Origin of the sequence: Beijerinckia mobilis (genome assembly GCF_000745425.1) — a bacterium.
Classification (GTDB): Bacteria; Pseudomonadota; Alphaproteobacteria; order Rhizobiales; family Beijerinckiaceae; genus Beijerinckia; species Beijerinckia mobilis.
Genome location: NZ_JQJH01000001.1, coordinates 201,395 through 225,684, shown reverse-complemented (window position 1 = coordinate 225,684; position 24,290 = coordinate 201,395). Strand labels below are relative to the sequence as shown.

The window sequence follows — 24,290 nt, the reverse complement described above, 5'->3', positions numbered from 1 at the left end:
CATTCTCACAGATTTGAAAGTTTTGAAAATCCTAGATGTGCGCCCACCCGGACGGAATCGTTAATGCTACGCATAATGTGTTTTCCGTTCTGTCGAAAGAACTGTGAGACGCTTTGACTGTCGAGTGCACTCACATTGAAATTTGTTGAATGCTGGACAGTGACCGGGCCACGGTCGCTGCTCGACAATGCGGACCGCATCATCGCCGCGGGACCTGCCGGAATAATCATCTCGCCCTGATGTACTTGCGCAACCATATCATTCGGCAGGGACCATGCGCCAACGGCAAAAGATGGCAAGGCGCTTGCCGCCGCCAATACTGTCGCTTCACCCGCTGCTGCAGGGCCAATCGCCGCCGGACCCAAAACAGGCGATAAGAAGCCGAAAATACCGGCAAAAGTCTGGCTCGCCGAGGCCAGAATACTTTTAAGGACGTTGGTAAAAGTACCGGCCATCGAGACGGAGGAGGCACTGCTTTCCAATGCCGAGCGGGCACTCGTGCCCGCTGACACCGCGCTAGTTTTGACGCTTTCGCTCACGACGGATGCTTGTGCTTGCGCCATCGTGCCTGCCAACCACTCCGCCACTGTGCGTACTCTCGCCTGCACGAACATTTCAATGATCTGGAGCAGCATGCCGCGTACAGATTCTTTCAGGGTTCTTTGTCCCTCGAGCATGCCCATGAGGGATTTTGTCGCATTGTCTCCAATCATAACGAAACTGGATCTGTAGTCCCGAACCAATTGACGATTGATATCCTGCACATCACGCAAATGCTCGAGGTTAGCCTGACGCTCCACGCGAACCTGCGTATCGCTCAGGCGATTATATTCAACCGAACCTTGATTTTGAAGTGCCTTCAATGCCTCGTAATGAGCCTTGATTGCGGCAAGCTTATCGGCATTGACGCGTTGCAATGCAGATAATTCCTCTTGATAGCCTAACTGATAATCCTGGGCTTCCTCTCGGATCAAGGCGCGCCGAAAGTCCGTCTGACTCATGAGTGCACCATAGCGTTCCGCCTCTGTGACCTGCGCTGCCGTATTTGCTTGTTGCAAACGTTCCAGGTTTTGGTTCAATTCCACGGAAGAAACCGTGATTGCCTGGATGGCTGAGGCCACTTCCAAGGAATTGCTTTTCGATTGCGCGAGATTTTGCGAGTAGCCCTGAACGCCTGTCTTGGCGGAATCAAATATAGTATTGAGCTGGTTAAAAGAATTGGAGGTCGTTTGCGCCGCATTTTGCGCCGAGCTACCGACATTCTTCAGCCGGTCGGTTGCTTCCTGGGTAGCGCTGCGCAATGCGGAAACATCCGCGCTGAACTTGATTGCTATTTCGTTATCAGCCAAATGCCAACCCCGCATTAAAAGGGAATTCGGATGTCCTGGAAATTCTCTGCCGGAAGAAATGTTTGTTCAAGACATGCAAGAGAAGATGTGGTTCGCAAAAAAAATACTGACACCTGCTTTACTCAACAAAGGCATTGCAGTCCAAAGCTGCGGATTCTTGGAAAAACTCGGCTGGCCGCCGGAACCGCGATCGGCCGAGTTTTATCTAAGTCCGTATCAAAGTATGGAAACGTAAATTATATAAGGTTACGCAATAAAGCCGTTCGGAAACCGTTGAATCAGATCTCCGATACCACTTGGATCTTTGTCACCGACAATTACATCCGGTTTTCGGCGTGATGTTTGGGATCCGATCTGATAGATAGCACAAAAAATTTCATGCAAAGGTGGCGTCTCTCGCCAGTATGCAAACAGATTAATCAGATCGGGCATCGCCATATCATCTATCTGTGTGCTGGACCAGCCGAGCACTGTCGTCAGGCGCGCGTAGATCCATCGCCAGTCTGTGCCGGGCTTTCCCCGGCACGATCCTCCCCCGGCTGAACCTCCCTGATAAATCCACCGAGCTGCAGAATCGTGCTCATAGCCACGCTGATTTCATTGGCGTCGGTTTCAATATCTTCCAGCGCCGGAACATCCGCGGGAAAATCCCGCAAAAGGGCGACGCGAAGGATCGCGAGGGCTGTCGTGATCGTACCTGCGCCGTCGCTTGCGAGGAGAACCGGCTCAATTGCCTGCACCTGTCCCAAGGTCAATGGCCGAATAGTCCATTCCTTGTGACCAAGACGGATTTGCTTTGCATTTGTCCTCATCATATCAGGATACCTCGGAGAACGACCAAGTCATGACGTTGCCTGCAGCGTCCGCGAAACACGAAAACTCAAAGTCGGGCATGGTGAAATCCTCCAATTTTGTGGCAAAGGAGAATTTGCTTGCCGTGCAGGCGTTCAGCTTGAGTGACACGCTCTGCCCATTAAAACTTGTATAAAACTGGCATTGGAACATCGGTGTCGTGCCAAGAAGCTGATTTTGAATCGTAAAGCTCTGGCCGGTTGCTGGCATATCATAGGTGTAGGTAATAAGAATTGTTTTGCCGACGTCGGCCGTGGCAAAGGTATAAACGCCCGCGTTGATGGAATATTGCCCGGTGGTTGGCGTATCGGCCACTTTTACGAATGGAAGACCAGTTGCTGCGGAAACGACACCATAATCATCTGCAAATGTTTGCTGATAATTTACATTGGTATCAAGCAAGCCGGTATCAAGGATTGTGTGCTGTTCCTGGAATTGCGTCGCCAGCTGTCCCGCTTTCGGCGTAACCCCGTAAAATAGATGAGCCATCGCCAATCCCGAAATTCTGGCGAGAGTCGCTTTGCCTGTTGTTTTGATGGTTCCACGCGCAATGGCGACTGGACGCTGATTTTGTCCGTAAAGCTCTTTGATGGTTGGCGTTTCGTCTATGGAGACATCCTGTATGAGACCAAAATTGACGGGTGTGGCGTTTGCGATATCCGTCCGCAGGCCATAAAGAATGCCGGATCCAAAGCTATAAATAGACATAATCGATGTTTCCAGTTTGGCAATAAATGACAAAGGGCGTTAGGGGAGTAGTATCTGGATCGGAATGATGAGAAGCCCGTCGCCGTCAAGATCGCCCGGGTCCTTGAAAACCTCCCCTTCGACACGGCAATGATGCACAATTCCACCAAGGGTTTGGCGGCCGGTTTGAATATCTGCGCCGACCGGCTGAAGCGCACTGTCGATGGCATCCATTATATTGTTCAAATCGATTGAGCCGTCGCTGTCATGCGCATTTGTATAAATAAACAGACGTATTTCTATCGTCCGCTTACAATTGACCCCACTATAATTATATTGCTCGCGGCCTCCCTCAAAGACAAAGAGCGCAGGACGCCGGTTTTGTGGAACATCAGACCAAAGTTTCAATCTCCTGGAAGGGGCTGAGTTCCATGGATAAGCTGTCTGCAGAAGCCCGGATAAAGCAATGATTGCATCTTCTCTTCCGCTCATAATAGAGCCTCATCGATCGCAGCATATGCCATGGCCATGAGTTCCCCTTCAAATTGGGAGGGAACCTGTTCTGTCGCCGCAAAATTCTTTTGGGCAATGTTGGGCTTTCTAAACTGCGTCAGAGAATGCGATTTCAATGGTGTGAGAGAGACGCGCGATTTCCCATTCAATGCGCGGTTGGCAGCCGGAAAACCGGGGCGCCCGGAATTTCCCTTCACGGAACTCCATTTCTCTTTGACGATCGTCGCCGACAATTGGTCATCGTCGGTGACAATGAACATATCGAAAGGATCTCCCTTACGACCTACCTTTGCTTTCGAGGCGTTGAGGCGATCGAAAATATTTTTTTTTATACCAGCGGGAAGGTTTAGAATTTTTTCATATGCAACAGTGTCATTGATAGCCGTCATGCGTGTCGCTACATCACTTTCATATATTGACGTAAGATGCCGTCTACGAAATCTGGTATCGCCTTGACGAGATAGGAAACAGTCTCTTGGCCTCCCAGAGACTTTGATGAGTAGCCGATCCGATTCAAATAAGCTTGTCTATCGGCAATCCAGTCCATTGCTACCAAGGCAATGTCCGCTGGTATATATGCATAGGTAATTAATAATTGAGTGCCAATATCGGCGGTGGAAAACAGATAATTTCCTTGATCTACCGTATATTGGCCGGATTGAGGATTGCTGGTTACTGTCGTAAACACGCGGCTGTTCGTATCAACAACAAAAATGTCTTTCGCCCACGCGCCGTAAGGTTGTTTCACCGTAACCGCACACGCCGCTGCCGAGGAGAGATTAACGGCTTCGTTTACCTGGTAGCCAGCGGTATAAGCAATTTGGATATTCCCGATACCGTGGTGGCATCTAACACCGCGAAGCGTCACCATTTGGGGCTTGCCTGGCGGTTGCTCGTCAAACTCATCGAGAATGTAGCCAGATCCGCACCATGAGATATCGGTATCTGTTCGAATCGGGGAAATTAAATGGCCGTTGATTGTGAGGGAGGATATGGAGGTTACTGGCCAATTATCCAGGAAAAAGGCACTCTGGCCCATCCCGTTTCGAACTTCTAGATAAGGTGTTGGGAGCAGATTTCCCCTATTTAATCTTGTCAGAATCGCGCGGCTTACGGATGTTATGAGGGTTTGTATACGTAAATCATCTGTTGTCTGCGATAAAGACATATAATTTTTATAATCTGAAAGACTGACAAGATCGTAGATCGACGCCATACAGCCTCACACACTCAGGGTTTGAGGCTGACGTTCTGTCAGCCTCTTTGGGGGGTGATGCGAAATGGCGTCAGCCGTTGCCGATATTGGTGATGACAGCCATGCTCGGCGGGAAATAATGCTGCAACACCTCGTCAGCGTAGACACCATATTCATATTGACGTGACCGCAGCGGCCACTCGATCTGGTAATAGTCCTGTCGCGTTCTGATCTGCATGACATTGCCGACATTCGACAGAGGATAGGGCAGCTGACTTGTCGTCATGAGAAGCGTCCCCGAGGGCATATTTGGATGAATTTTGATGTCGAGGACGGATCCACCCTGCATCGAAAAGCGATTGAGGTAGGTGCGCACCATCACGCCACCACCAATCATTCCCTGTTCCGAATTGAAGACAAATCGTTGCGCAGAATTTGCTGAGGCGGAGAGAATCTTTCTCGATATATTGAGAGCCTCCTGACTGCTCACCCAGATCGTATCCGGTGACAAGCGTAGATTATCCCACAGTGATTTGAGTGCCGCATCAATTTCGACAATTCCGCCGGCACCATCCCCGGAAAGTGGCGTGCCGACCCCCGGATCTCCTGCTCCCTGGATGGCATAATAAGCCCCCGATTGAGGACGCATCGCCTGCGTGAGCAGGCCATCAAATGCAAGGTTGTTTACGGAATAATCAGTGGGATCGCTGCTTGAACTATTGTTCAGCGAGGTTGCTTTCATCGTACCGGTTGCAGGGTCGGTGATGATCACAGAGTTGATCGAAGTGATGGCACCCAATGTTTCCTGGTTCGCCGCCCCCCAAAACCACGCATAGCCCAGGGCACCGGAAACCGGAGGAACGTTTGCCGTGAGAGAAGAAGTCGAGCCAGAGGTGGTGATCGTTGCGCTCGGGCTTTTGTAGCCGGCACCGCCGCCGAACGAATCTGTCGAACCATCTGCGTTGGCGCGCTGAATATTTTGTTGAATACCGCCAACGACAGAGGCGTTGATCATTCCATCGTGGGATAGCGGAACGACAATGACAGACCACGTCTGGGCCGCAAGCGATCCTCCGCTCGAAAGGGCTTTGATGGTGGGAGCGGTAATTGAACCAAGCGGCAGCGAGTTATTGCCACCAAGAATCATGCTTTCTTCCGCGAGCATGAGCGACTCAAGGCCAGTTTTTGCGGCGAGCGCGCGGATGTCGTCAAAGCCCTGAGCAGCGTAAAATGCTTCAAAGGAGGCAGTGCTTTCTATACCTATTCCTTTGTAAGTGGCGACGCGGTCCTGCGTTGAAATCGTCTGAACGCCACCGCGGTTCGATTCTGATACTCCTGGCCGCATTCCACCCGCGTTGATCGCCGTAATGGCCCGCCAGGACGCTTGAATACCACCCTTGCCAGAAACACGGGGAATGATATTGCGGAGCGGAGTGAGAACAGGATAAACAAGCTTGGCGCCAAGTTCGAGATCATAATACGTCAGTCCGCTTAGGGCAGAGCTGCTCTGAGTGAATGTCCCATTCTTGACGAAGCGTGGATCATTGATCGCGGGCGCGACCTTGAGCTTTTCGAGGACATCCAGGGCAGTAGACGTCATACAATTCTCCTATAAATAGTTCGAATTTTAATAATAATCTGAAATATAGATGGGATTCTGGTTGCGTGTGGGATGAGAAAAGCCCAATCTCACGACGTTTTTCGCGGAAAAATGCTCGGTAAGAATCTTATTTCCGACCGAGGCTTACCGGTGAGCCAAGCCCATTTTTTTTGGCTGGTTCAGCAGATATTTGAAAATAAACATTTCTCGTTCTTCTGATTTCATCTGACTGAATGCTTGATCGAGATCATCGACATTCCACCCGCTTGTGTCTTGTGCTTTGCTTAAGGGCCGTGTCTCGGTCGTAAATGGCAGAGGTTGTGGCTGAGACTCGATCGCCTCGAGCCGATCAGACATTTTGTGTAACGTCGGGAGTAATTGATCCTCGATGAGCTGATGTGTCGTATTGGCTAATTCCACAGCCGCAGTCAAAGCCTTTTCCAGGTGCTGATGCTTATCTGACTTCGGTGTTTTTGTAGCATCCGCAATTTTTGGAACGGTACGGTCATCTTCCGCGACACGATTGTTGTAAAGACGCGTTTTTGCCAGAAAGGTATTCAGGGAGAGAGGCAAAATTTTCGTGAGCGTCGAGTGTCGATTACGTAGGTTTTTTTGGGTGGGCTCACCGTCTGAACTTGCAGCTTGTACAAAATCATCAGGACAATCGACAAATAACTGGGCGATTTGGCCCGTGAGAGCGCTAGTGAGAATTGTGCAGAGACTCTTAATATAGTCAGCGAATTCCGCGTGGTTGATCGAGTCTTGTGTGTCTGATGAAGGTACGAGTGATATTTCCTCTGAAATGCTTTCCAATTCCTGGATAATTGTTGTCACTTTGCTCCAGGACTCCAGAATGACAGTATCCAAACAGATCTGACCTGCATCAACAGCGTCATTTTCCGGCTGCAATCCCTCAAGCGTTGGATCCTGAGTTCCTATTTTAAACGTTCTTTCGATCATTTGACCGCCGGCTTTGATGATCTGGAACGTAGCAGTCGGTAGGCATGGCATGTCCACCAAGGAGATCTCGTATGGGTCTGCGGTATATCGAGTGACACCATTGTCATCGATCCATCGCTTTGCATAAACACCGCCCTGACTAAAGCCGGTATAAACTCCTTCCTCGACTTTCTTCCATTCGGAATCATCGATGATTTTGGCGCAAATTTCTATTTGCTTTGCGTCGTCATCAAATGAAATTGCTATGATTTTGCCGACGGCAAGGTCACGATGCATAGCGCGAATATTGCCCAATGACTTACCGTCGCTTGCCTGGGCAATTGCCTGAGACCATTGCTCATACAAAGGCTTCGTTGAAGCATAGTCGCAGACTTCTCCGGAGCGATCGATCTTTTCGGCGGTAGCGATCCCGAAGACAAGCCGCTTTTCTTGATCTATTTTTGTGAGGGGGACAAACAGCAAAGGATGCGACATCGTTATCCTGTGTATATTTCATGTCGGCGAGTCAATATTGGAGTTCTGTTCTCTGGTGGATTGGGCGTCTCCAAATATTTGTAATGGTACATATCCGTCGGTTGTCAGGACCATCGGTCTGTCGGCAGCATTTTCCGCTAGAGGAGCCAATCCCAGCTCGGATCGCGCTTCGTTGATCGTCATGACGCCTTTGCTGATATATTCGGCGAGAATAGTCGCGCGAACGGCGGGATCCATTTTGGTGTCACTGCCCCAGGAAAACTCCAATTCTGGAGCGCCGAATTCCTTCTCGATGATTTCATCGATAAAATATTTGAGCCATGACAGAAGAGGATATAAACCTTCCTCCTCAGCGAGATCCTTTTGAGTTTCTGCTGTCGCCCGATTGACTTGAGTAACCAGCATTTGTGGCGATAAAGAAAAAGCAAAGCAGATAAGACGAGCAAGCCATTCGTCGAACAGATTTTTGAGTTCTGGTTCCTGTGTCTGAATAAAGGTCTTGGCCACGCCTCCGGGAACAAATTTGGCTTTCCGTCGACGTCCTTCGACACCGTCAAAATAAGCATCCCAATAGCGTTGGTAACTAGCAATTTGATCGGGGGTCCAGGTTTCTGGAACACCAATTAATGAAGCCGGGATATTACCTTCTGTGTAATAATCGAGAATAAATGCCTGGCGTCGTAACGCTATATTGACGGTTGAAATAATCTGCTCGACGGGGCTGTAACCATAGACACGATGTGTGCGCGCATTTCGGGGGCGGTAGATCAGGTCACGTATTGTGTAATCAACAGCGGGCAGGCCTTTGAGAATTTGCTGGTAGGCAACGGGATAAACAATTTCACCGTTTTTATAGAAGGGTTGCGGGATGCGCCCCCAATCGTCGATGACGGGCTTGATTGTTGCGCCGTCAATCGGCATCAGAGAGATTAGGCGTCCGCCCCGATCCCGATGCATATAGATTGTCGCAGCATCGATAACAAAAAGATCTTCCAGGATCATACGGAGCCATGTGTCCCATGTATGGTGTCCGTCTGGTCTATAAAAAAATCGATTGATTTGTTCCAGCTTTGCAGAATCGAACGCGCCGGCGACCCGCGGCTTGATCGACCATTTCAACCGGACAACCTGATCTTTACGAGTTTCAATGGCCAAACGCAGGAGATCATAGCCATCAGCAAATGCGCGTAATTCCGGGAAGCCTATTGTATTATTGAATCGTGTACTTGACGAAAGGTTGTATCCGGGCTGAAAATCCCATTGGCGTCCTGAGACTTCGGGTGGCGCTATGGGAGGCATTGGTCGCTGTGGGCCAAACCAATCTGAAGTCCCTTCAGACGAATTTTGAGAATATGAATTATTGTAATGAATGCTGATCTGATAAGGTGACAAGGGGATACCCTGAATACCACGGCGTTCTACCATTGATCGAAGCATCCTTGTTTTTTATAGATTGATTTCCTGCGGGAGACGCTGCAGTGGCACCGCTGACGGTGTGCTCATAATTCATAATTGTGATAGATTGGACTATCCGCTATTCAGGAAATGGACTTTTGTCGGCTATGCGTCTGTAGAACTCGATAATACCTGTATCGTTAGAACTGCAGAGTAAATAAGTCATAGCATGGATCATAGCATCTGCATGATCTGGTGAATCTGTTCCGACATAGCCATGGGTTGTGAAATGACATAATTGTTCTTCGAGAACGGGGAATCGTCCTGCATGATGTATAAGACCACGCTGATATAACACAGAAATAGGTTCGGCACGGATCACCTTTCCTCGTGAAGCTGTCACCATCCTTATGGGCACATTCGGATCTGCGGCGCGAATGACAGCCTCAACCATGGCGCCGCCGAAATTTGATTCTGCGACGATACAATCGGCGTGGTACTCATGATAGGCTTGTATAGCGATACGACCCCAGACGGAGGGCGCATCTCGTAATGATCGATCGGCGAGTATGAAGCCCTTTCCGTTTCTGCCCCGGGCGGCGACGATGATCCCAATTTCGTCCGAACTCATATCCTGGCTATTTGATGCGCCGGAAGGATCGACAGCAACGACTACACTGACACGATCGGATTCTGGAATATTATCAATTGGGCAGCGGCAGGCGGCAATTTGCTCGTAATCCCATAAGGCGCAATCGATTTCGTCGGCAAAGGCGCCTTCGTAGAAGCGTTTACGCTGCTTTTCGGGAAGATTATCCAAACTGTCGAGAAAGTCCTTCGATAAATTATGTGCGTTGTCGATCGGGTTGAGACGAGCGGACCCATAATCTTCCGGATTGCGAATTGGTACCATGGTCACGGGGTCCCGGTGCTCGATGAAAAGCTTGTTCGTCCAATGATTCTTGCCAACGGGATTGAGGTCGACAAATGCCCGTTGTCTGAGCTCGGGGACGACCTGAGCCAGACGCGTAAATGCAATGATTGCTGACGAATATGGAATCTGCGACGCTTCGTTCAGGAAAATCGTGACGAATTCGAGGCCGAGAATTTTCTCGACACGATCCTGATTATCCAAACCACCAATCCAGATCTGCGATCCATTTCGGAACTGGAAATATCCCTCTTGCCTATGTTCGACGACATCGAGATTGGGAAAACAACGCTGTAGCACAACAGGAAATGTATCGAGGGCGATCGATGCCCGCGCGGCATTCCCTCGAAACCTCAATACCGCGTGACGCGAATTGGAGGCGCGCAGCGCGCGGTGAATGATGGCACGCAAAATAAGAAACGTTTTCCCTGAGCGTGTACCGCCGAAGATACAGGAATATCGATGTTTAGAGAGAACTTCTCTTGCGTGGTTTTGGGCGACACTGAAACGGATACTCATCATACTTCAAGATCAAGATGATCACGTTCAATGAAAGAGATACGTGTTTCGTTCGTAATCGTTTCCTTCCATCCCATCCGTGTCTTGGCCCAAAATATTGCAACTGAAATGCTTTTCGGATCGTCTTTAATTGCTTGTCGAAAAAGGTTTTCCGCTACCTTTATATTCGCCCTGATGATCCCGACATCCAATTCGTTCTTGAAACATCTATTTAATATCGCTTCATCGATATTCATCGACTTTGCAATCAGGCGCTCGGGAAGGCCAAATCCTGCCATTTCTTCTACCTGTCGCCTTTGTTCGTCTGTCGGCTCGAATAATGTTCGACTGCTTTTCCTTGTTTTTCGGACTTTCGTGGATTTGTTGGACTGATCCATCATAATCCCTGGCTTAAAAGAAGCTGTGACTTGCTGTTATTCGCCGTCGTCGAGAATGTTATCGATAAGAGTCGGTTCCTGCGCCAATGTCGCCAGAATGAGTTGGATCAGTTTTTCCTGGGTGATACCGCGTTTCATCGCCGCAGCGTCCAACACCTCTCGGATCGGCTTTTGAAGTTGTGTTGCTGAGGCTGCTCTGAACCTTAAACCGAAGCGTTGTGCCTGACGGTGTATGTTATTCGTCGTCGATCGTATCAATGGATCGGCTGCAATCCGCTCGCCGGACCAGCCAAGGCCGACGAGAAAGCCGAGGCGGGCTATGCGTTCATCTGTCCATCTGGTTTTCAAAATTCCATTTACGACACAGATCGTTTCGATCGGAGGGCTTTCGACTTCTGCTTCGATATGATTATCCATAAGCTCTCCATAGTTTATTCTACGATAGAGGCGTTGTTTATTAAATGCAGCAGAACACAACATCTGCAAACGCAATCTAAGCGTTTTCGCTTTAGGAATTGCTGCTCTTCTTGGAAGATTTCAGTAATCAGCGATTGATGTATTAAGGCGTTATATTGCCAAAATGTCAACGATGGCCGTGACCATGGCGCCTTGTAATAAGACATAATTATGTTGTGCTAGTTGTTTCATTTTTCACGAGGAAATCGCGTTTTTGGGGGTGGTTTTTCGCTCCTCTGGTCCATTCTTGTTTCCATTTTCGAGTAAACATCGGGAGGTCATATGATTGGAGATGCCAAATTCCCTATCAGAGATAAAAGGCAACGGTCATGGCTACAGCGAGGTCCTGTCCGCTCTGGAAATTCATGCGATGCAAATGTGCATTGATCACGATGGAATGCGGTGGGGTTGGCTGAAATAATTTTCTGATCGAACGGTCAATAAAGGTTTCCAGGATAATGGCTTGCGTGCGCTGCAGCGTCGTTTATCCTTGTGGATAATGGTAGGGGGTTCGGACGGTTTCAGAATGAGATGAGGAATGCTTTCTTCTCTGACGGAAAGGCGCCTCTATATAAAGAGATCGCAAATGCGGTCTTTATCTTTGGTGGCCGTTTCGGAGCCGCCGGAATGCGGCGGCGTGTTACGCTGAGGCCTCAGAAAAATTACTTTTATTCTCGATCATTTCATGCGGGAATAGACGTTCCACAATCGTCGGACGGGGGATTTCGATTAAGAGGCATTGCCCGTTTAGCGAGATGATGCTACTCGAAATAGCGATTGATAATACTTTGTTTTTTGGGCTTGAGTCCCCATGTGCGGCATCTGCATGAGTCTTGGCTTTTCAGTTCCAGCTCACAGGATTTGAGGTTTTTAAAGGTGGCCAGTCTCTTAATTCGAAATGTGGATGATGCGCTCCACGCCCGGCTGAAAGCGCGGGCGGCGACGCATCGCCGTTCTTTGGAGGAAGAAGCGCGGGAGCTGTTGCGGACTGCCGTCGCAAGAGAGGAAATCCCCGCGCGCGAAACATTGGCGGATCTTGCTCGTCGTCTTTTTGGCCAGGTCAATGGAACCGACGTCAATATTCCGGCGCGCGGTGGCTCTGCCAGGCGAGCCAGCATCGACTTCTCCAGCTCTTCATACAACCCGCCGGATCAATCGTGATACTTCTCGATACAAGCGTCATCGCGGAATTGATGAAAGTGGAACCGAATTCCGCAGTCATTTCCTATATTATGGCGCAAACACCAGAAACACTTTTCACTGCGGCAATCTGCAAGGCCGAGGTCCGCTATGGCCTCGCGTTAATGCCGGCCGGGCGTAAGCGGGACAATCTGGTTGCGCGCGTCGTCACTTTCTTTGAAACAGGTTTTCGTGATCGGATTCTGTCTTTTGATAGTTCTTGCGCTGTCTTCTATGCCGAAATTCGGCATGCGCGTGAAACTGCAGGAATCCCGATAGAGGTTGAAGATGCGATGATTGCCGCAACGGCCAGAACCTATGGGGCTATTATCGCTACACAGAAGACGAAGGATTTCATCGGATGCGGCGTCGCTGTCATTGATCCCTGGCGCGCAACCTGAACCGGGAATGTTTTGGATGGGCAGAGGGGCATGCCTTCCGGCGAGGGAGGCGACGGTTCATCTGTTGTCGGCGACGATACAATCATTCACTGATCGATTGGAAGGCCGTCGATCTGAGAACTTCTACCGGGTGGAGACAATGCTTGAGACTTCCATTCGTCGGGAATTGTCGTCTTTTTCCTGGAGACTGATTATGCGGCGTGGTTGGGGACAAATCATCTGCACTATCGTGGGAATATCATTTCCGTTATCAGCCATTCATGCAGAAACCTTGACCTCGAGCAGATTAAAGGGTCATCCGGGACAGCAGGTTGACAAACGGTCTGGCGCTATTTCTCCAAAAGAAGTCGTACATGTTCTCCCCGATGGAAGAACACATATAACCTATCTGTATCCGGTTAGCAGAAGCCGAGACGACACGCGACGTTATGCGGCGGGACGGCGACACGGACGTTATGTTGCGCTTGTTGGAGATCCGGAGTCCGGGTTCGGTTTCTACCCTTTGCCGGATCATGGTCACGCCAGTGGCCCGACGCGCGGCAGACCTTGGGGGGCTTTTCCTCACCTGGATCCGTTACAAATTGCGATCGCGACAAATACAGCGCGTTTTGAAAGCTGGGTGCCCGCTAATGAAGGTTATCGATATGGTGTCTTCAATCCTGTCGATGGCGTCGGCACCCCATTCTTCGCCGGATATTACAGCCCTCTGGGCAATGATGCAGGTGATGAATGAAGAGGATGGAAGCGTGCTTTTCCTGACAAAATTGCCCAAGATACAAGTATAGCATTGCAGGCGACAATTATAAATGACCGCCCGTTAAGATCAGTCGCCTGCTCGATGGATATCTAGGAATGTGTGTTATTGTAACAGGGGCGATTCCCGTCGCCCACGTGACAATTCACGTTCGGTAATGGCAATAAGCACATCCGCTCGGGCTTTCAAATCGATCGCTTCGAGGATCGCTTGCTTCTCCTTCGCTCCGAAAGGGCTCATCATTGATAATGCGTTTACAAGAGCTTCATTTGGAGCGTCGTTGATACTCTTCCAGTCGATTTGCAGATCATTGAACTCCGCAAATTCCCGTAGAGTCCGCAGCAGGCTTGTTCGATCCACATATTCTTCTCCCGAGCCGGGTTTGAAATCCGTGGCGAAGAAGTTGAAATCGGCATAGCATTGGCGGTAGGGCGTATCGACTTCGGCTTCCTTGAGGATTCGAAACCGGCTGATCCCCGTCAGGGTCAGATGGTAGCGGCCATCGCCGGTTTCACTGATTTGCGTGATCCTCCCGGCACAGCCGACCTGGAATAATGGCGGAACGCCCGCAAGGCCAGGAGCATCCGTATCTGGTTGGATCATTCCGATGATTCGCTCTCCCTTCAAAGCATCGTCCACCATGGCTAGGTAGCGAGGCTCGAAAATATTCAAGGGCAATTGGCCTCGCGGCAGCAACAGGACGCCGGAGAGCGGAAACAGGGGAAAGAGAGAAGGCATTTCCTCGGGGCTACGGTAAGGCGTGTTGATGCTCATGGGAGATCCTTGCATGCCCAATCATTTTCTTCTTGAACCACGCCATTAGCGTCGGGATTAGACGCCTAGGCAAACAGGAGAGCGGACAGCTTTTTGCGAGCCGCTATTGTCGCTTTATCCATCGGGCCCCAGGCTTCGAAGAATTGCAATAATTGCTTGCGCGAGGCTTCATCATTCCATTGACGATTGCGTTTGAAAATATCCAGCAAAGCTGATGCCGCTGCCTCACGCTCTCCTTTTGAGTTGAGCAGCAGAGCATAGTCGAACAACGCCTGATAGTCCTCAGAATCTGCCTCGATCTTGCGGGCCAGTTCGGCCGCGTCGTCAAGTGAAGCTGCCTGCTCTGCCAGTTCGACGGCGGCTTTTGCCGCCGCGATGGAAGGGTCACGTTCCGCATTTCCAGGGACCGAGAGAAGAATCTTCTTCGCGCTTTCGATCTGGCCCGCAGCGAGGAACGAACGGGCGAGGCCGCCGACAGCCGCGAATTGGCCGGGATCCTCTTTCAGAATTGCAGAGAAGACTTCCGCGGCGCTTACAGGATCTTCGGCCGCGAGCAGGCCTTCCGCGATGGCGAGGAGATCCTCTTCTTCTTCAAGTGGGCCGACGAGACGTTCGACGAAGCCTCGCACCTGGCTTTCCGGCAAGGCTCCCATGAATCCATCGACAGGTTGGGCCTGGCTGAAGGCGATCACGGCGGGAATCGAGCGAACACCCAGTCTGGCCGGAATTTGAGGGTCTTCGTCGATATTCATTTTGACGATTTTGATCTTGCCGTTAGCAGCCTTCGCCACTCTTTCTAGGATTGGCGCCAATTGTTTGCAGGGTTCGCACCAGGGAGCCCAGAAATCGACCAGCACCGGTTGCTGCTTGGAGGCCATGATCACATCTTGGCCAAAAGTCCCGGTCGTCGTCTCGGCAATGGACGATGATTTTTCCCCTTCAGGGGACAGCATTGCTGGTGTTTCCGGACCTGCCATGATCTCAAACCTCTTCAACCCATCTTCCGGGAAGACATGCCATGAAACTATTAGACGGAGCAAATTCCCAGGCACAAAAAAGCAGAATGGGAATCATATTCGTTATTAGTCCCCCTCATAGGCAGGAGAAAGCATAAACCTGCGCCTCTGGCGCGCAGGAGAAGAGGGAGACCTGCTTCATATCGCTAAGCCTGAGCCTTGTCGTCCGTCCTCTTTATCCACACAGGAAAAAGAGATCCGGCGGAAATGCATTTTCTTTGCGAAGCCATGTTGCATTCGTGAGAAGTTTAGGCCATATGGTGCCCACGGCGCTGACGCAGCGCTTCTGGATGCGGGTGTAGCTCAGGGGTAGAGCACAACCTTGCCAAGGTTGGGGTCGAGGGTTCGAATCCCTTCGCCCGCTCCAAATTTTATTACCGAAAAGAAAACCAGAAAAGCCGCCCTAGGGCGGCTTTTCTGGTTTTCTTTTCGGTGCTTTCAGATCCTTGATATGGCGTGGCCGCCCGCAGCCTTGGGCCAACCCGCGTGCGGTGCGAGCGTGTCGATCGATTTTTTCGATGGTTGACGACGATTGGCTCAATGGTCATTTGTTTTGAGTAAGCAGGGTGAGGTTGGCCTTCTATAGGACGCTGATGCCGGCGGGTGTGGAGGGTATCATATGTGATGGTCATCTCGGCGAGCCGCTACGAGCATTTGGATCGCGATGACGTCGAGTTTTAGCCGCGTGCAATGGATGTAGGGCGTGTGAGTGCTGGGCGGGAACCGGCTCACTACCTGCAGGCAGTGGTCCCTCTCATATCCCTTTGGCTTCGGTTTGAGGGCCGTAACCTGCTCCTACCAGTCGGATCATCGTCATCCTCGCCGTCGCGGATAGGCTCGCCGGCATATCGAGGGCGCGATGTCGCGCAGCCAGCGGTGAGCGGGCTTAGCATCCTGATGAGGTCTCGGCCATGCCATGGCGGCCGAATTCCTGAAAAAGGGGTGGTATGTCATCGGTACTGTGCGCGCCGGAGGCGGGCGAACCCTGTTGCACGAACTCGCGGACATAAGTGACGGTCGCTTTAAATTGAGACTCTCGACATCAATAAGTCGGATCAGCTTGCCGCGCTGTATGGCCGTTTAGCGGGGCGGATGGTCGACATGCTGTTCGTGAATGCCGGGATTAGCAATCCCAATGACACGGATACGATTGGAGCCGGCTCCCCCGCTATGTTCGTGCAGATCATGCTCACCAACGCCTTGAGCCCAATGCGGGTGATCGAGCGTCTGGAAACATTGGTCTCGCCGACAGGACTGATCGGCGTGATGTCGTCTGGGCGGGGCAGTGTCAGCAACAATGTGTACGGCGAGGCAGAACTCTATCGCGGCAGCAAGGCCCGCAGGGAATCCTTTTGGGAAGGAGGCAAACTTTGGAAAGTTTGCTTGGAGCAGGGCAGGTTGACGCTACATCCTGTTTGTCTCAGTGATCGTGCAACTGAAGCCGTTCGAGATCGGCGATCAAACCTGGTTCGCTTGGGATCCAACCCAGGTTTTTGCGGGTTTGCTCGCTGGAGGCCGGAAGGTCGAGACCCGCAAAACTGGCGAGCCAGCCGAAATAGGCCTCCGTCTCCTCCGCAGAGATGGATTTGACCGGAAGCTGCAGGCGCCGGCCGATGGTCTCGGCAATCTCTCGCATCGGGACGCCTTCCTCGGCGACTGCGTGATATCTTGCGTTGGGCTCGGCCTTTTCGATAGCCAATCGGTAAAGCCGGGCCACATCGGGAAAAGCGGCGGCGGGCCAGCGATTGTCGCCATCGCCGACATAGGCGCATACGCCCTTTTCGCGATACATTGTGATCACTGGAGTGATCAGCCCCTGTGTGACCGGATCATGGACTTGGGGGAGCCGCACCACTGTGACATTGACTCCCGCTGCTGCTGCGGCGAGGGCGGCTTCTTCCGAAGCGGCACGGGGATGTCGGTCAGAACCGACGATCGGATTGTCTTCTTTGGCCGGTTCACCGGGCACACTATTGGCGATAGCGGTCCCCGAGGTCACGACCAGTGGACGGCTCGACCCGGCAAGGACAGAACCCAGTGCCGTGATGACACGCCGGTCGTCCTCGCAGCTTGCCGCGAATTTCGAGAAATCATGATTGAAGGCGAGATGTATGACGCCGTCTGATTGCGCGGCGCCGGTTCTCAGGCTGTCCAGATCCTCCAGTGATCCGCGATGGACCGCTGCGCCGGCGGCGGTCAGGCCTTTTGCTTTCTCCTCCTCGCGGCAGCAGAGGCCGAGAACCTGATGGCCTGCCGCGATCAATTCCTTGGCGACGGCCGAGCCGATGTTTCCGGTTGCGCCAGTTACAAATACACGCATGAACTCTGTCTCCGGGTTTCATTGGAGACAAATTTCGGCTGCTGATCTATTCTGGTAAAGTCGTGAGATTATCATAGTAAAACAAATAACAGGATGACCGAGTTTTCCTCTGACGAGAACGCGCTTGGGACCTATCTGAAGGATCGGCGCATGAAGCTCGATCCTACCGCTTTCGGCTTTTCCCCGGAACGCCGCCGGACCCCCGGTCTGCGCCGGGAAGAGGTGGCGCAGCGGGCCAATATCAGCGCGACCTGGTACACTTGGCTCGAACAGGGCCGTGGGGGAGCGCCCTCGGCGGATGTGCTCGACCGGATCGCCCGTGCTCTCATGCTGACTGATATCGAGCGCGAACACCTTTTTCTGCTCGGCCTCGGCCGGCCGCCTGAAGCGCGCTATCAAAAGAATGGCGCCATCACGCCACGGCTGCAGCGCGTGCTCGATGCCTTGGATCCTAGCCCGGCGATCATAAGGACGGCGACTTGGGATGTTTTGGCCTGGAACCGCGCGGCGACAGTGTTGCTGATGGATTACGGGTCGCTTCCGCCGGATCAGCGCAATATTTTGCGTTTTCTCTTTCTCGACCCGCGCGCCCGCACCGCGCAATATGATTGGGAAAGCGTCGCGCGATTTGCCCTGGGTGCGTTTCGCCTGGACGCCGTCCGTGCGGGGGCTGCGGTCGAGATGGGACCTCTTGTGGAAGAGCTTTGCCGACAGAGCCCGGAGTTCAAGGAGATGTGGCGTGACAACGAGGTTAGCGGCACTTATGGCGAGGCCATCAAGCACATAAGGCATCCGGTTCTTGGCCCGATCGCCTTTGAATTTTCGGTTTTCGCGGTCGATGGCCGCACCGACCTGACCATGGTGGTCTATAATCCTGCGACAAGGGAGGATTCCGGGAAGATCCGGGCGGCGATGGAGAGCCGCTGAAGCCGTTGCAGCCCTCTCGCAATCAGCACGACGGCCTGTTGAAAACGGTTGATTGTATCATTCTGCGGCCCGCAATACGGCATGGAATACGATGATCATGCGTGATCCCGATGAAACCTCTGTGGCGGGATCTGATTGTCTGTATGTTCGTCCTGATTGCTCACTTCGGCCTGATGATCATCCCTCTGCGGCAAGGTCGAAGGCGCCGCGATCAATGCCGCCGCCGACCAGAATCGTGCGTTTCCCGGCATGATTGGGCGCGCTGACGACGCCTTCCTGTTCCATGCGCTCGACCAATGAGGCGGCCTTGTTGTAGCCTACCGAGAGACGGCGCTGAATATAGCTGGTCGAACATTTCTTGTCGCGCAGGACGATTGCTACTGCGCGATCATAAAGATCGCCGCCTTCCTCGGCATCCATGCTGCCGGGGCTCGCGGCTTCGTCGGCCTCGCCCTCTTCATCCTCGGCGGTGATGGCATCGAGATAATCAGGCTGCCCCTGCGTCTTCAGATGCGCAACGACGTTTTCGACTTCCCCATCGGAGACGAAGGGACCATGTACACGCGAAATGCGGCCGCCGCCGGCCATATACAGCATGTCGCCCTGGCCCAGCAATTGTTCGGCGCCTTGCTCGCCCAGAATGGTGCGGCTGTCGATCTTAGAAGTCACCTGGAAGGAAATGCGGGTCGGGAAATTCGCCTTGATCGTGCCGGTGATGACATCGACCGAGGGGCGCTGCGTCGCCATGATGAGGTGGATGCCTGCGGCGCGCGCCATCTGAGCGAGACGCTGGATCGCGCCTTCGATATCCTTGCCGGCGACCATCATGAGATCGGCCATTTCATCGACGATCACGACGATATAGGGCAGAACCGAAAGGTTCATTTCCTCCTGTTCGTAAACCGCCTCGCCGGTCTCGCGGTCGAATCCGGTCTGCACCGTTCGCGTAATCACTTCTCCTTTGGCGGCGGCCTCGGCGACGCGGCTGTTGAAGCCATCGATATTGCGCACGCCGACCTTCGACATTTTCTTGTAGCGGTCTTCCATCTCCCGGACCGCCCATTTGAGCGCGACAACGGCCTTTTTCGGATCGGTGACGACAGGCGTAAGAAGATGCGGGATTCCATCATAGACGGAGAGTTCCAGCATTTTCGGATCGACCATGATGAGCCGGCACTGATCCGGCTTCAGCCGGTAGAGCAGGGAGAGAATCATCGTATTGATGGCGACGGATTTGCCCGAGCCGGTGGTGCCGGCGACGAGCAGATGCGGCATCCGCGCAAGATCGACGATGATCGGTTCGCCACCGATATTCTTGCCGAGCGCGATGGCGAGCTTGTGCTTGCTCTCCTCGAAATCCTGGGCTGAGAGAAGCTCGCGCAGAAAAACGGTTTCCCGCCGCAGATTGGGCAATTCGATGCCGATGGCATTGCGGCCCTGGACCACGGCGACGCGCGCCGACAGTGCCGACATGGAGCGGGCGATATCGTCAGCAAGCCCGATCACGCGCGAGGATTTGATGCCGGGGGCGGGCTCCAGTTCATAAAGGGTGACGACCGGGCCGGGGCGGACATTGATGATCTCGCCCTTGACGCCGAAATCGACCAGAACGCCTTCGAGCACGCGGGCGTTCTGCTGCAGAGCTTCCTCGGAAAGGCGGGTGGTCTGTTTCTTCGGCTCGCTCAGCATGGCGAGCGGCGGCAGTTCGAATTCCTGATTGGCGTTGCGGGCTGAGACGCGGAAAGGCGTGGCGGCAGAACCCGCATTTCTTTCCTGCAGAGCCCGGGCGCTGGGTTTCAGCGGCGGGGCTGGCGGCGTGACGCTGAGCGGCGGCAGATCCGCGGCGAAATCATAATCATCCGCTGCTTCCTCTGGAGCGGGGGGCCATTCGTCGACGGGCGTCGGTTGCCGCGTTTCGGCAGCGGCGCGCTGACGGCGGGCCGCCTCACGGGTCGCGCGCGGCGCATAGGCGCTTGGCTCGAAGGGGGGCGGTTCGGGCGCTGGTTCCAGCCATTGCAACGGCTCGGCGGCGAGATCGAGTGGCGGGTCGAAATCACCGTGATGTTCGCGCCAACCCACCTGCCAGGGAGCAGGAGACGATGGGGCCATGTTCCGGCGCCGCTCAAGGGCGCGTGCAATCATCCCCTTGAGTGCGAGACCGAGCTGGACCAGGCCGGTGAGGCCGACGAGCAGAAGTCCCGGGGCGCCGGCAACATCTTCATCCTTGCCGGCGCGCGCGAGCGTGGGGGCGGGAATATCTTCGTCCTCGGCAACATCTTCCATATCGAGCGGATGCGGCTGCAGGCCAATGCTGGCCGCGAGAAACAGCAGGGTGCCGATGGCGAGCACGGCACCGACAAGCATCAGGCCGACGCGGAACGAACCGAAAAGCTTCTGAGGCAGGAAGAGTATGGCATCGCCGAGAACACCGCCGAGGCCTGTCGGCAGCGGCCAGCTATGAGTCGGCGGCAGCAGCGATGCGACGCCGGCCATACAGAGAATGCCCATCGACCATAGAGCCAGCCGGGTTCCGAGTCGGTCGAGTTTATGCGTGGTCAGAAGCCGCCAGCCCCAAAAGGCCGGCGGCAGCACGAAAGCGAGAACTGACAGACCGAGCATCTGCATGAGCAGGTCGGCGATGATGGCGCCGGGCGCGCCGGCGAAATTGCGGATCGGACCATCCGCCGCATGGTTGAAACTCGGATCCTGGACCGACCAAGAGGCAAGCGCCAGAGTGAGGCAAATCATCCCGAAAAGAAGACAAAGGCCCGCGATTTCCGCGCCCCGCCGCGCCGTAAAAATGCGCACGGGTTCGGGAATATGATCCATGACGGTATAATGTGAGGTCGTTCGCATGCGTCTCACGTGTTCCATGATGGCGAGCTGTTCTCTTTGAGAACGGCTCCATCAATCAGGCGGACTCGCTCGGGACGGCCAAAGCGTGCCCCAACGGCCTCGGCAGACTGTTCATGCCTTAAAGTAGAGCGGAGCGGTTAAAGGGGATTTAACCTTAAAATGGCGCCGGACCACGATTGGGAGGGGCTGTGCGGCTTTCTCGGGCATTTTGATGGCGTCGCGCATCGTCATGGGGAGTGAGAAAGCGGGGGGGGCTTGCCGCAGCTTTGCGACCGCGATCCTTTGGGATCTATCTGGCGAATTGACGCGAGGGAGGCAAACCCGTGGGGCGGTCCCTTCAGCGTGAGCCGGCAAAGCCGTAGGTTCCGGGGATTGGCCCGGTCTCGTCGCATCCGAGAGGAGTTTTGTGCAACGATCAAAACTGCTCCAGGCGACGAGACCGGGCTCGAGCCGTCTCTCCATGCCTGCGTTCTCGCAGCTGGCCTCGCCCCCGTACCGGCCACATGGAAGAACCAACTGACAGTCAGTTTAGACAAATCTCCTCTTCACGTCTATGTGAGATCTCTCTGTCAGAGGTCCATGTTCGGAATGAAACAATTGTCTTTAGCACTTCGCGTTTCATCGGGACTGGACCGAGAGCCGGATCCTGCCGTGGTCACTGCGGGTGGCGCCGCGCTGTTATTGCCATTGTCTGTGTCACAGGATAAATCGCACTCATGAACGTTGCTTGCTGTTGACGTAAACCCCCGACGTGGAAAAATCGCCGTCTGGTTGTGTGGCAATCGCCAGTGACAGGCTGCGGGAGAATGCGTCTTCATACGGGCAGGGGAGCTCGGCTTTGCTGTTGCATGGACAAGAGGGAAGCACGGGTCCGGGGCGCATGCCGTCTCTACCTAGTTTTCGCCAGCTTTTCTCAAGGTCAGGCGGACGCAGCGTTCGCCGCTTCCTTTCGGCTTGGAGCCTTCATGTTCAGAGATGATACGGGAAATGGGGGCCGCAGGCCTTCGCGCAATGTGCTGGGACAACCGCTGGAGAGCTGTTCCTTCGATCCATTGACGGGGTTTTTCCGCAATGGCTGCTGTGACACTTCCGCCGAGGATATAGGCAGCCATACGGTTTGTATCGTGGCGACGGAAGAGTTCCTCGCTTTTTCCAAGGCGAGTGGCAATGATCTTTCCACGCCCCTGCCGCAATATGGCTTCCCCGGAGTGAAGCCGGGAGATCGCTGGTGCCTTTGCGCGCCGCGCTGGCAGGAAGCCTTCGAGGCAGGCAAAATGCCGCGTGTCGTTCTGAGGGCGACGCATGAAGGCGCGCTTGCTTATTGCGCCTTGGAAGATCTCAAGCGTTATGCGGTGGATCTCTCTTGATCTTTTTGCATTGAAGCGATGAAATTCTCTCGCGCCATCTTCGTTCGTGCCGCGGAGACGCATTCGATCCCTGGCGATGGGAAAAGCCGGCTGGAAATCGTCGGGAAGGCGAGCGTGCCTGAAAATGCCGTAAAATGCCGTGGTTGGCCTGGTTGGAGCGTTTTCGGATAGGTCCGGAACGCTCCAGAAAGCCTGAGGATTGTCGGCGTCTCATCCGTAAAGAGCGTCTGTTGTTTTCCGACACGCTTCTCTTGGCAAATGAAACCGATGACCAGATATTTCCCGCTGGAAAGATGAGCGGAAGGCGGATTATCCGTTCTGCTTTTCGGCGCTTCTGTTTGCGCTTAAAATAATAGCATCTAAAATATTGTCGTCGGCGTTGCGTGAAAGGAGGCTGCATTTGGCAGCTTTACCGTTCAAACAGGCGTTGAAGCGGTTCATTCTGTCTGGCGAGGATCGGCAAATGAAAATGAGAAATCTCTTGTCTGGCGCCCTGATTTTCATCGGCATGTCGGATGCGGCTCTTGCCCAGGTGAATTTGGCACCGACCACCCCTAGCTATAATACGATGACGCAATCGGCGCCCGCGACGATAAAAGCCGGACCAGCAACAAGAGTCCTTGGTGATGAGGCTGCTGGAAGCATGGTGCCGAAGGATGTCATCGGAAATCCCGCCGATCGCACCATGGGAAGTGGCAATGCTCCTGAGGGCGAGGACAGCGGGATTCGTACCGAATTCGAAAATTACATGCGGCAGCCTGACCGTTGAGGAGGATCTTTGAAAGCAGGCTTGGCGCCGTTTATCAAAGAGCCACTCGCGCATCTCGTCCAAAGTTCGTCTGACGTTGAGAATTTAGGGCTCTATCAAGCCCCGTTGATTTGCTTCGGCATTGCTGGTGCGGCGCCTGCCCATATGGGAGTGCGCTCGCCCATCGTCACCGGCGAAGAACAGCTTTCTCGTTCTTGATGACGGATGCCTCGATCATCGGAAACGCGGCTTCCGACAGGAAACGCATCACTTTTTCATAATCGACGGAATCGAGCGTATAATCCAGCGTTCCGTCGCCCTGGCTGGCGAATGTATCGGCAATGACAGCGCGTATGGTTGCTGGCTTGCCATCTTGTGGCGGAGCAAACATGAAAGTGATTGTCGGATAGGAACCGTTCATCTTCGCTTTGCAGATGAGCCTTTGAACGCGATCGAAGCGAATGTCGTAAAGCTTCAGAAAGTCATCGCGGGATGGCTCATCGCGGCGGTGGTCGAGATTGCTGCTCCAGCTTTCGAGACGGAGTACGCCATTATCGCCTTCCGTATGTTCGAGTGTGATCTCGAAATGTTTTCCGTCCCTTGAATCCGCGAGAAGAGTCAGCAGCTCAGGCATGTAACC

The 24,290-nt window shown here is 53.3% G+C and carries 24 protein-coding genes and 1 tRNA gene; 7 read left to right on the top strand and 18 right to left on the bottom strand.

The genetic code is table 11. From position 1 onward, the window contains the following. Window positions 1-5: 5 nt before the first annotated feature. From DL88_RS01005 to DL88_RS00945, 13 genes are all read right to left on the bottom strand, one after another. Window positions 6-1,349 carry a hypothetical protein gene (locus DL88_RS01005; RefSeq protein ID WP_034991202.1) on the bottom strand — a complete coding sequence of 448 codons (1,344 nt, stop codon included), beginning with the start codon at window positions 1,347-1,349 and terminating at the stop codon, window positions 6-8. 246 nt (window positions 1,350-1,595) lie between these two features. Next, complete coding sequence (locus DL88_RS01000; protein WP_051955437.1) at window positions 1,596-1,781, bottom strand: hypothetical protein; 186 nt, start codon at window positions 1,779-1,781, stop codon at window positions 1,596-1,598. 44 nt (window positions 1,782-1,825) lie between these two features. After that, window positions 1,826-2,164 (bottom strand): hypothetical protein, encoded by a 339-nt coding sequence (locus DL88_RS00995; protein WP_210165242.1) that lies wholly within the window; start codon window positions 2,162-2,164, stop codon window positions 1,826-1,828. Window position 2,165: 1 nt separating this feature from the next. Then, window positions 2,166-2,909: a hypothetical protein gene (locus tag DL88_RS00990; protein WP_034990770.1), complete on the bottom strand. Its 744-nt coding sequence runs from the start codon at window positions 2,907-2,909 to the stop codon at window positions 2,166-2,168. Window positions 2,910-2,948: 39 nt separating this feature from the next. After that, window positions 2,949-3,380 carry a hypothetical protein gene (locus tag DL88_RS00985; protein ID WP_034990768.1) on the bottom strand — a complete coding sequence of 144 codons (432 nt, stop codon included), beginning with the start codon at window positions 3,378-3,380 and terminating at the stop codon, window positions 2,949-2,951. Then, window positions 3,377-3,790: a hypothetical protein gene (locus DL88_RS00980; protein ID WP_034990766.1), complete on the bottom strand. Its 414-nt coding sequence runs from the start codon at window positions 3,788-3,790 to the stop codon at window positions 3,377-3,379. Before DL88_RS00980 ends, DL88_RS00985 begins: the two co-directional genes overlap by 4 nt. 8 nt (window positions 3,791-3,798) lie before the next feature. Continuing rightward, complete coding sequence (locus DL88_RS00975) at window positions 3,799-4,617, bottom strand: head-tail connector protein (protein ID WP_034990764.1); 819 nt, start codon at window positions 4,615-4,617, stop codon at window positions 3,799-3,801. Between the two features lie 70 nt (window positions 4,618-4,687). After that, window positions 4,688-6,196 (bottom strand): hypothetical protein, encoded by a 1,509-nt coding sequence (locus DL88_RS00970; RefSeq protein WP_034990762.1) that lies wholly within the window; start codon window positions 6,194-6,196, stop codon window positions 4,688-4,690. A gap of 144 nt (window positions 6,197-6,340) precedes the next feature. Continuing rightward, a complete protein-coding gene (locus DL88_RS19135; RefSeq protein ID WP_051955435.1) occupies window positions 6,341-7,630 on the bottom strand; it encodes a hypothetical protein in 1,290 nt (429 codons plus the stop codon). Window positions 7,631-7,648: 18 nt separating this feature from the next. Continuing rightward, a complete protein-coding gene (locus tag DL88_RS00960) occupies window positions 7,649-9,055 on the bottom strand; it encodes a phage portal protein (protein ID WP_034990760.1) in 1,407 nt (468 codons plus the stop codon). 109 nt (window positions 9,056-9,164) lie between these two features. Beyond that, window positions 9,165-10,478, bottom strand: a complete 1,314-nt coding sequence (locus DL88_RS00955; RefSeq protein WP_051955434.1) for a phage terminase large subunit — start codon at window positions 10,476-10,478, stop codon at window positions 9,165-9,167. Next, entirely contained in the window at window positions 10,475-10,855 is a 381-nt protein-coding gene (locus tag DL88_RS00950) for a hypothetical protein (RefSeq protein ID WP_156970866.1), read from the bottom strand. Before DL88_RS00950 ends, DL88_RS00955 begins: the two co-directional genes overlap by 4 nt. Before the next feature lie 33 nt (window positions 10,856-10,888). Next, window positions 10,889-11,344, bottom strand: a complete 456-nt coding sequence (locus tag DL88_RS00945) for a hypothetical protein (RefSeq protein WP_245270567.1) — start codon at window positions 11,342-11,344, stop codon at window positions 10,889-10,891. Between the two features lie 777 nt (window positions 11,345-12,121). On the opposite strand from DL88_RS00945, the gene DL88_RS00940 reads away from it, so the two are divergent. From DL88_RS00940 to DL88_RS20070, 3 genes are all read left to right on the top strand, one after another. Next, window positions 12,122-12,469 (top strand): FitA-like ribbon-helix-helix domain-containing protein, encoded by a 348-nt coding sequence (locus DL88_RS00940; RefSeq protein ID WP_370736374.1) that lies wholly within the window; start codon window positions 12,122-12,124, stop codon window positions 12,467-12,469. Further along, entirely contained in the window at window positions 12,466-12,888 is a 423-nt protein-coding gene (locus tag DL88_RS00935; RefSeq protein WP_034990753.1) for a type II toxin-antitoxin system VapC family toxin, read from the top strand. The genes DL88_RS00940 and DL88_RS00935 overlap by 4 nt, the downstream gene beginning before the upstream one ends. A 139-nt stretch (window positions 12,889-13,027) precedes the next feature. After that, a complete protein-coding gene (locus DL88_RS20070; protein ID WP_156970864.1) occupies window positions 13,028-13,621 on the top strand; it encodes a hypothetical protein in 594 nt (197 codons plus the stop codon). Window positions 13,622-13,747: 126 nt separating this feature from the next. Here the strand turns inward: DL88_RS20070 and DL88_RS00925 are convergent, their stop codons facing one another. Then, a complete protein-coding gene (locus DL88_RS00925) occupies window positions 13,748-14,416 on the bottom strand; it encodes an LON peptidase substrate-binding domain-containing protein (protein ID WP_034990749.1) in 669 nt (222 codons plus the stop codon). A 65-nt stretch (window positions 14,417-14,481) separates the two neighbouring features. Continuing rightward, complete coding sequence (gene trxA / locus DL88_RS00920; RefSeq protein ID WP_034990747.1) at window positions 14,482-15,393, bottom strand: thioredoxin; 912 nt, start codon at window positions 15,391-15,393, stop codon at window positions 14,482-14,484. A gap of 331 nt (window positions 15,394-15,724) precedes the next feature. Here trxA and DL88_RS00915 point away from each other — a divergent pair. Next, window positions 15,725-15,799: transfer RNA gene (locus DL88_RS00915), tRNA-Gly, on the top strand. 1,053 nt (window positions 15,800-16,852) lie between these two features. Here DL88_RS00915 and DL88_RS00910 read toward each other — a convergent pair. Next, window positions 16,853-17,752, bottom strand: coding sequence for an SDR family oxidoreductase (locus DL88_RS00910; protein ID WP_034990745.1), 900 nt, complete (start codon window positions 17,750-17,752; stop codon window positions 16,853-16,855). A 93-nt stretch (window positions 17,753-17,845) separates the two neighbouring features. On the opposite strand from DL88_RS00910, the gene DL88_RS00905 reads away from it, so the two are divergent. Further along, window positions 17,846-18,679 (top strand): helix-turn-helix transcriptional regulator, encoded by an 834-nt coding sequence (locus DL88_RS00905; protein WP_034990743.1) that lies wholly within the window; start codon window positions 17,846-17,848, stop codon window positions 18,677-18,679. A gap of 177 nt (window positions 18,680-18,856) precedes the next feature. Here the strand turns inward: DL88_RS00905 and DL88_RS00900 are convergent, their stop codons facing one another. Continuing rightward, window positions 18,857-21,535, bottom strand: a complete 2,679-nt coding sequence (locus tag DL88_RS00900; RefSeq protein ID WP_051955432.1) for a DNA translocase FtsK — start codon at window positions 21,533-21,535, stop codon at window positions 18,857-18,859. A gap of 965 nt (window positions 21,536-22,500) precedes the next feature. On the opposite strand from DL88_RS00900, the gene DL88_RS00890 reads away from it, so the two are divergent. Together DL88_RS00890 and DL88_RS00885 are read left to right on the top strand one after the other, a co-directional pair. Next, window positions 22,501-22,902: a DUF2237 family protein gene (locus tag DL88_RS00890; protein ID WP_034991181.1), complete on the top strand. Its 402-nt coding sequence runs from the start codon at window positions 22,501-22,503 to the stop codon at window positions 22,900-22,902. A 463-nt stretch (window positions 22,903-23,365) separates the two neighbouring features. Further along, window positions 23,366-23,671 (top strand): hypothetical protein, encoded by a 306-nt coding sequence (locus DL88_RS00885; RefSeq protein WP_156970862.1) that lies wholly within the window; start codon window positions 23,366-23,368, stop codon window positions 23,669-23,671. Between the two features lie 166 nt (window positions 23,672-23,837). On the opposite strand, the gene DL88_RS00880 is transcribed toward DL88_RS00885, so the two are convergent. Then, window positions 23,838-24,284, bottom strand: a complete 447-nt coding sequence (locus DL88_RS00880; RefSeq protein ID WP_034990737.1) for a hypothetical protein — start codon at window positions 24,282-24,284, stop codon at window positions 23,838-23,840. Between the last annotated feature and the right edge of the window lie 6 nt (window positions 24,285-24,290).

Coding starts and splice junctions, on each gene's coding strand:
- DL88_RS00960 (WP_034990760.1), bottom strand. CDS start 9,055: ATGGTAGAACGCCGTGGTATTCAGGGTATCCCCTTGTCACCTTATCAG.
- DL88_RS00985 (WP_034990768.1), bottom strand. CDS start 3,380: ATGAGCGGAAGAGAAGATGCAATCATTGCTTTATCCGGGCTTCTGCAG.
- trxA (WP_034990747.1), bottom strand. CDS start 15,393: ATGGCAGGTCCGGAAACACCAGCAATGCTGTCCCCTGAAGGGGAAAAA.
- DL88_RS00955 (WP_051955434.1), bottom strand. CDS start 10,478: ATGATGAGTATCCGTTTCAGTGTCGCCCAAAACCACGCAAGAGAAGTT.
- DL88_RS00970 (WP_034990762.1), bottom strand. CDS start 6,196: ATGACGTCTACTGCCCTGGATGTCCTCGAAAAGCTCAAGGTCGCGCCC.
- DL88_RS00890 (WP_034991181.1), top strand. CDS start 22,501: ATGTTCAGAGATGATACGGGAAATGGGGGCCGCAGGCCTTCGCGCAAT.
- DL88_RS01000 (WP_051955437.1), bottom strand. CDS start 1,781: ATGCCCGATCTGATTAATCTGTTTGCATACTGGCGAGAGACGCCACCT.
- DL88_RS00880 (WP_034990737.1), bottom strand. CDS start 24,284: ATGCCTGAGCTGCTGACTCTTCTCGCGGATTCAAGGGACGGAAAACAT.
- DL88_RS00995 (WP_210165242.1), bottom strand. CDS start 2,164: ATGATGAGGACAAATGCAAAGCAAATCCGTCTTGGTCACAAGGAATGG.
- DL88_RS00975 (WP_034990764.1), bottom strand. CDS start 4,617: ATGGCGTCGATCTACGATCTTGTCAGTCTTTCAGATTATAAAAATTAT.
- DL88_RS00925 (WP_034990749.1), bottom strand. CDS start 14,416: ATGAGCATCAACACGCCTTACCGTAGCCCCGAGGAAATGCCTTCTCTC.
- DL88_RS00900 (WP_051955432.1), bottom strand. CDS start 21,535: ATGCGAACGACCTCACATTATACCGTCATGGATCATATTCCCGAACCC.
- DL88_RS00910 (WP_034990745.1), bottom strand. CDS start 17,752: ATGCGTGTATTTGTAACTGGCGCAACCGGAAACATCGGCTCGGCCGTC.
- DL88_RS00885 (WP_156970862.1), top strand. CDS start 23,366: ATGAAAATGAGAAATCTCTTGTCTGGCGCCCTGATTTTCATCGGCATG.
- DL88_RS00905 (WP_034990743.1), top strand. CDS start 17,846: ATGACCGAGTTTTCCTCTGACGAGAACGCGCTTGGGACCTATCTGAAG.
- DL88_RS19135 (WP_051955435.1), bottom strand. CDS start 7,630: ATGTCGCATCCTTTGCTGTTTGTCCCCCTCACAAAAATAGATCAAGAA.
- DL88_RS00950 (WP_156970866.1), bottom strand. CDS start 10,855: ATGATGGATCAGTCCAACAAATCCACGAAAGTCCGAAAAACAAGGAAA.
- DL88_RS00980 (WP_034990766.1), bottom strand. CDS start 3,790: ATGACGGCTATCAATGACACTGTTGCATATGAAAAAATTCTAAACCTT.
- DL88_RS20070 (WP_156970864.1), top strand. CDS start 13,028: ATGCTTGAGACTTCCATTCGTCGGGAATTGTCGTCTTTTTCCTGGAGA.
- DL88_RS00990 (WP_034990770.1), bottom strand. CDS start 2,909: ATGTCTATTTATAGCTTTGGATCCGGCATTCTTTATGGCCTGCGGACG.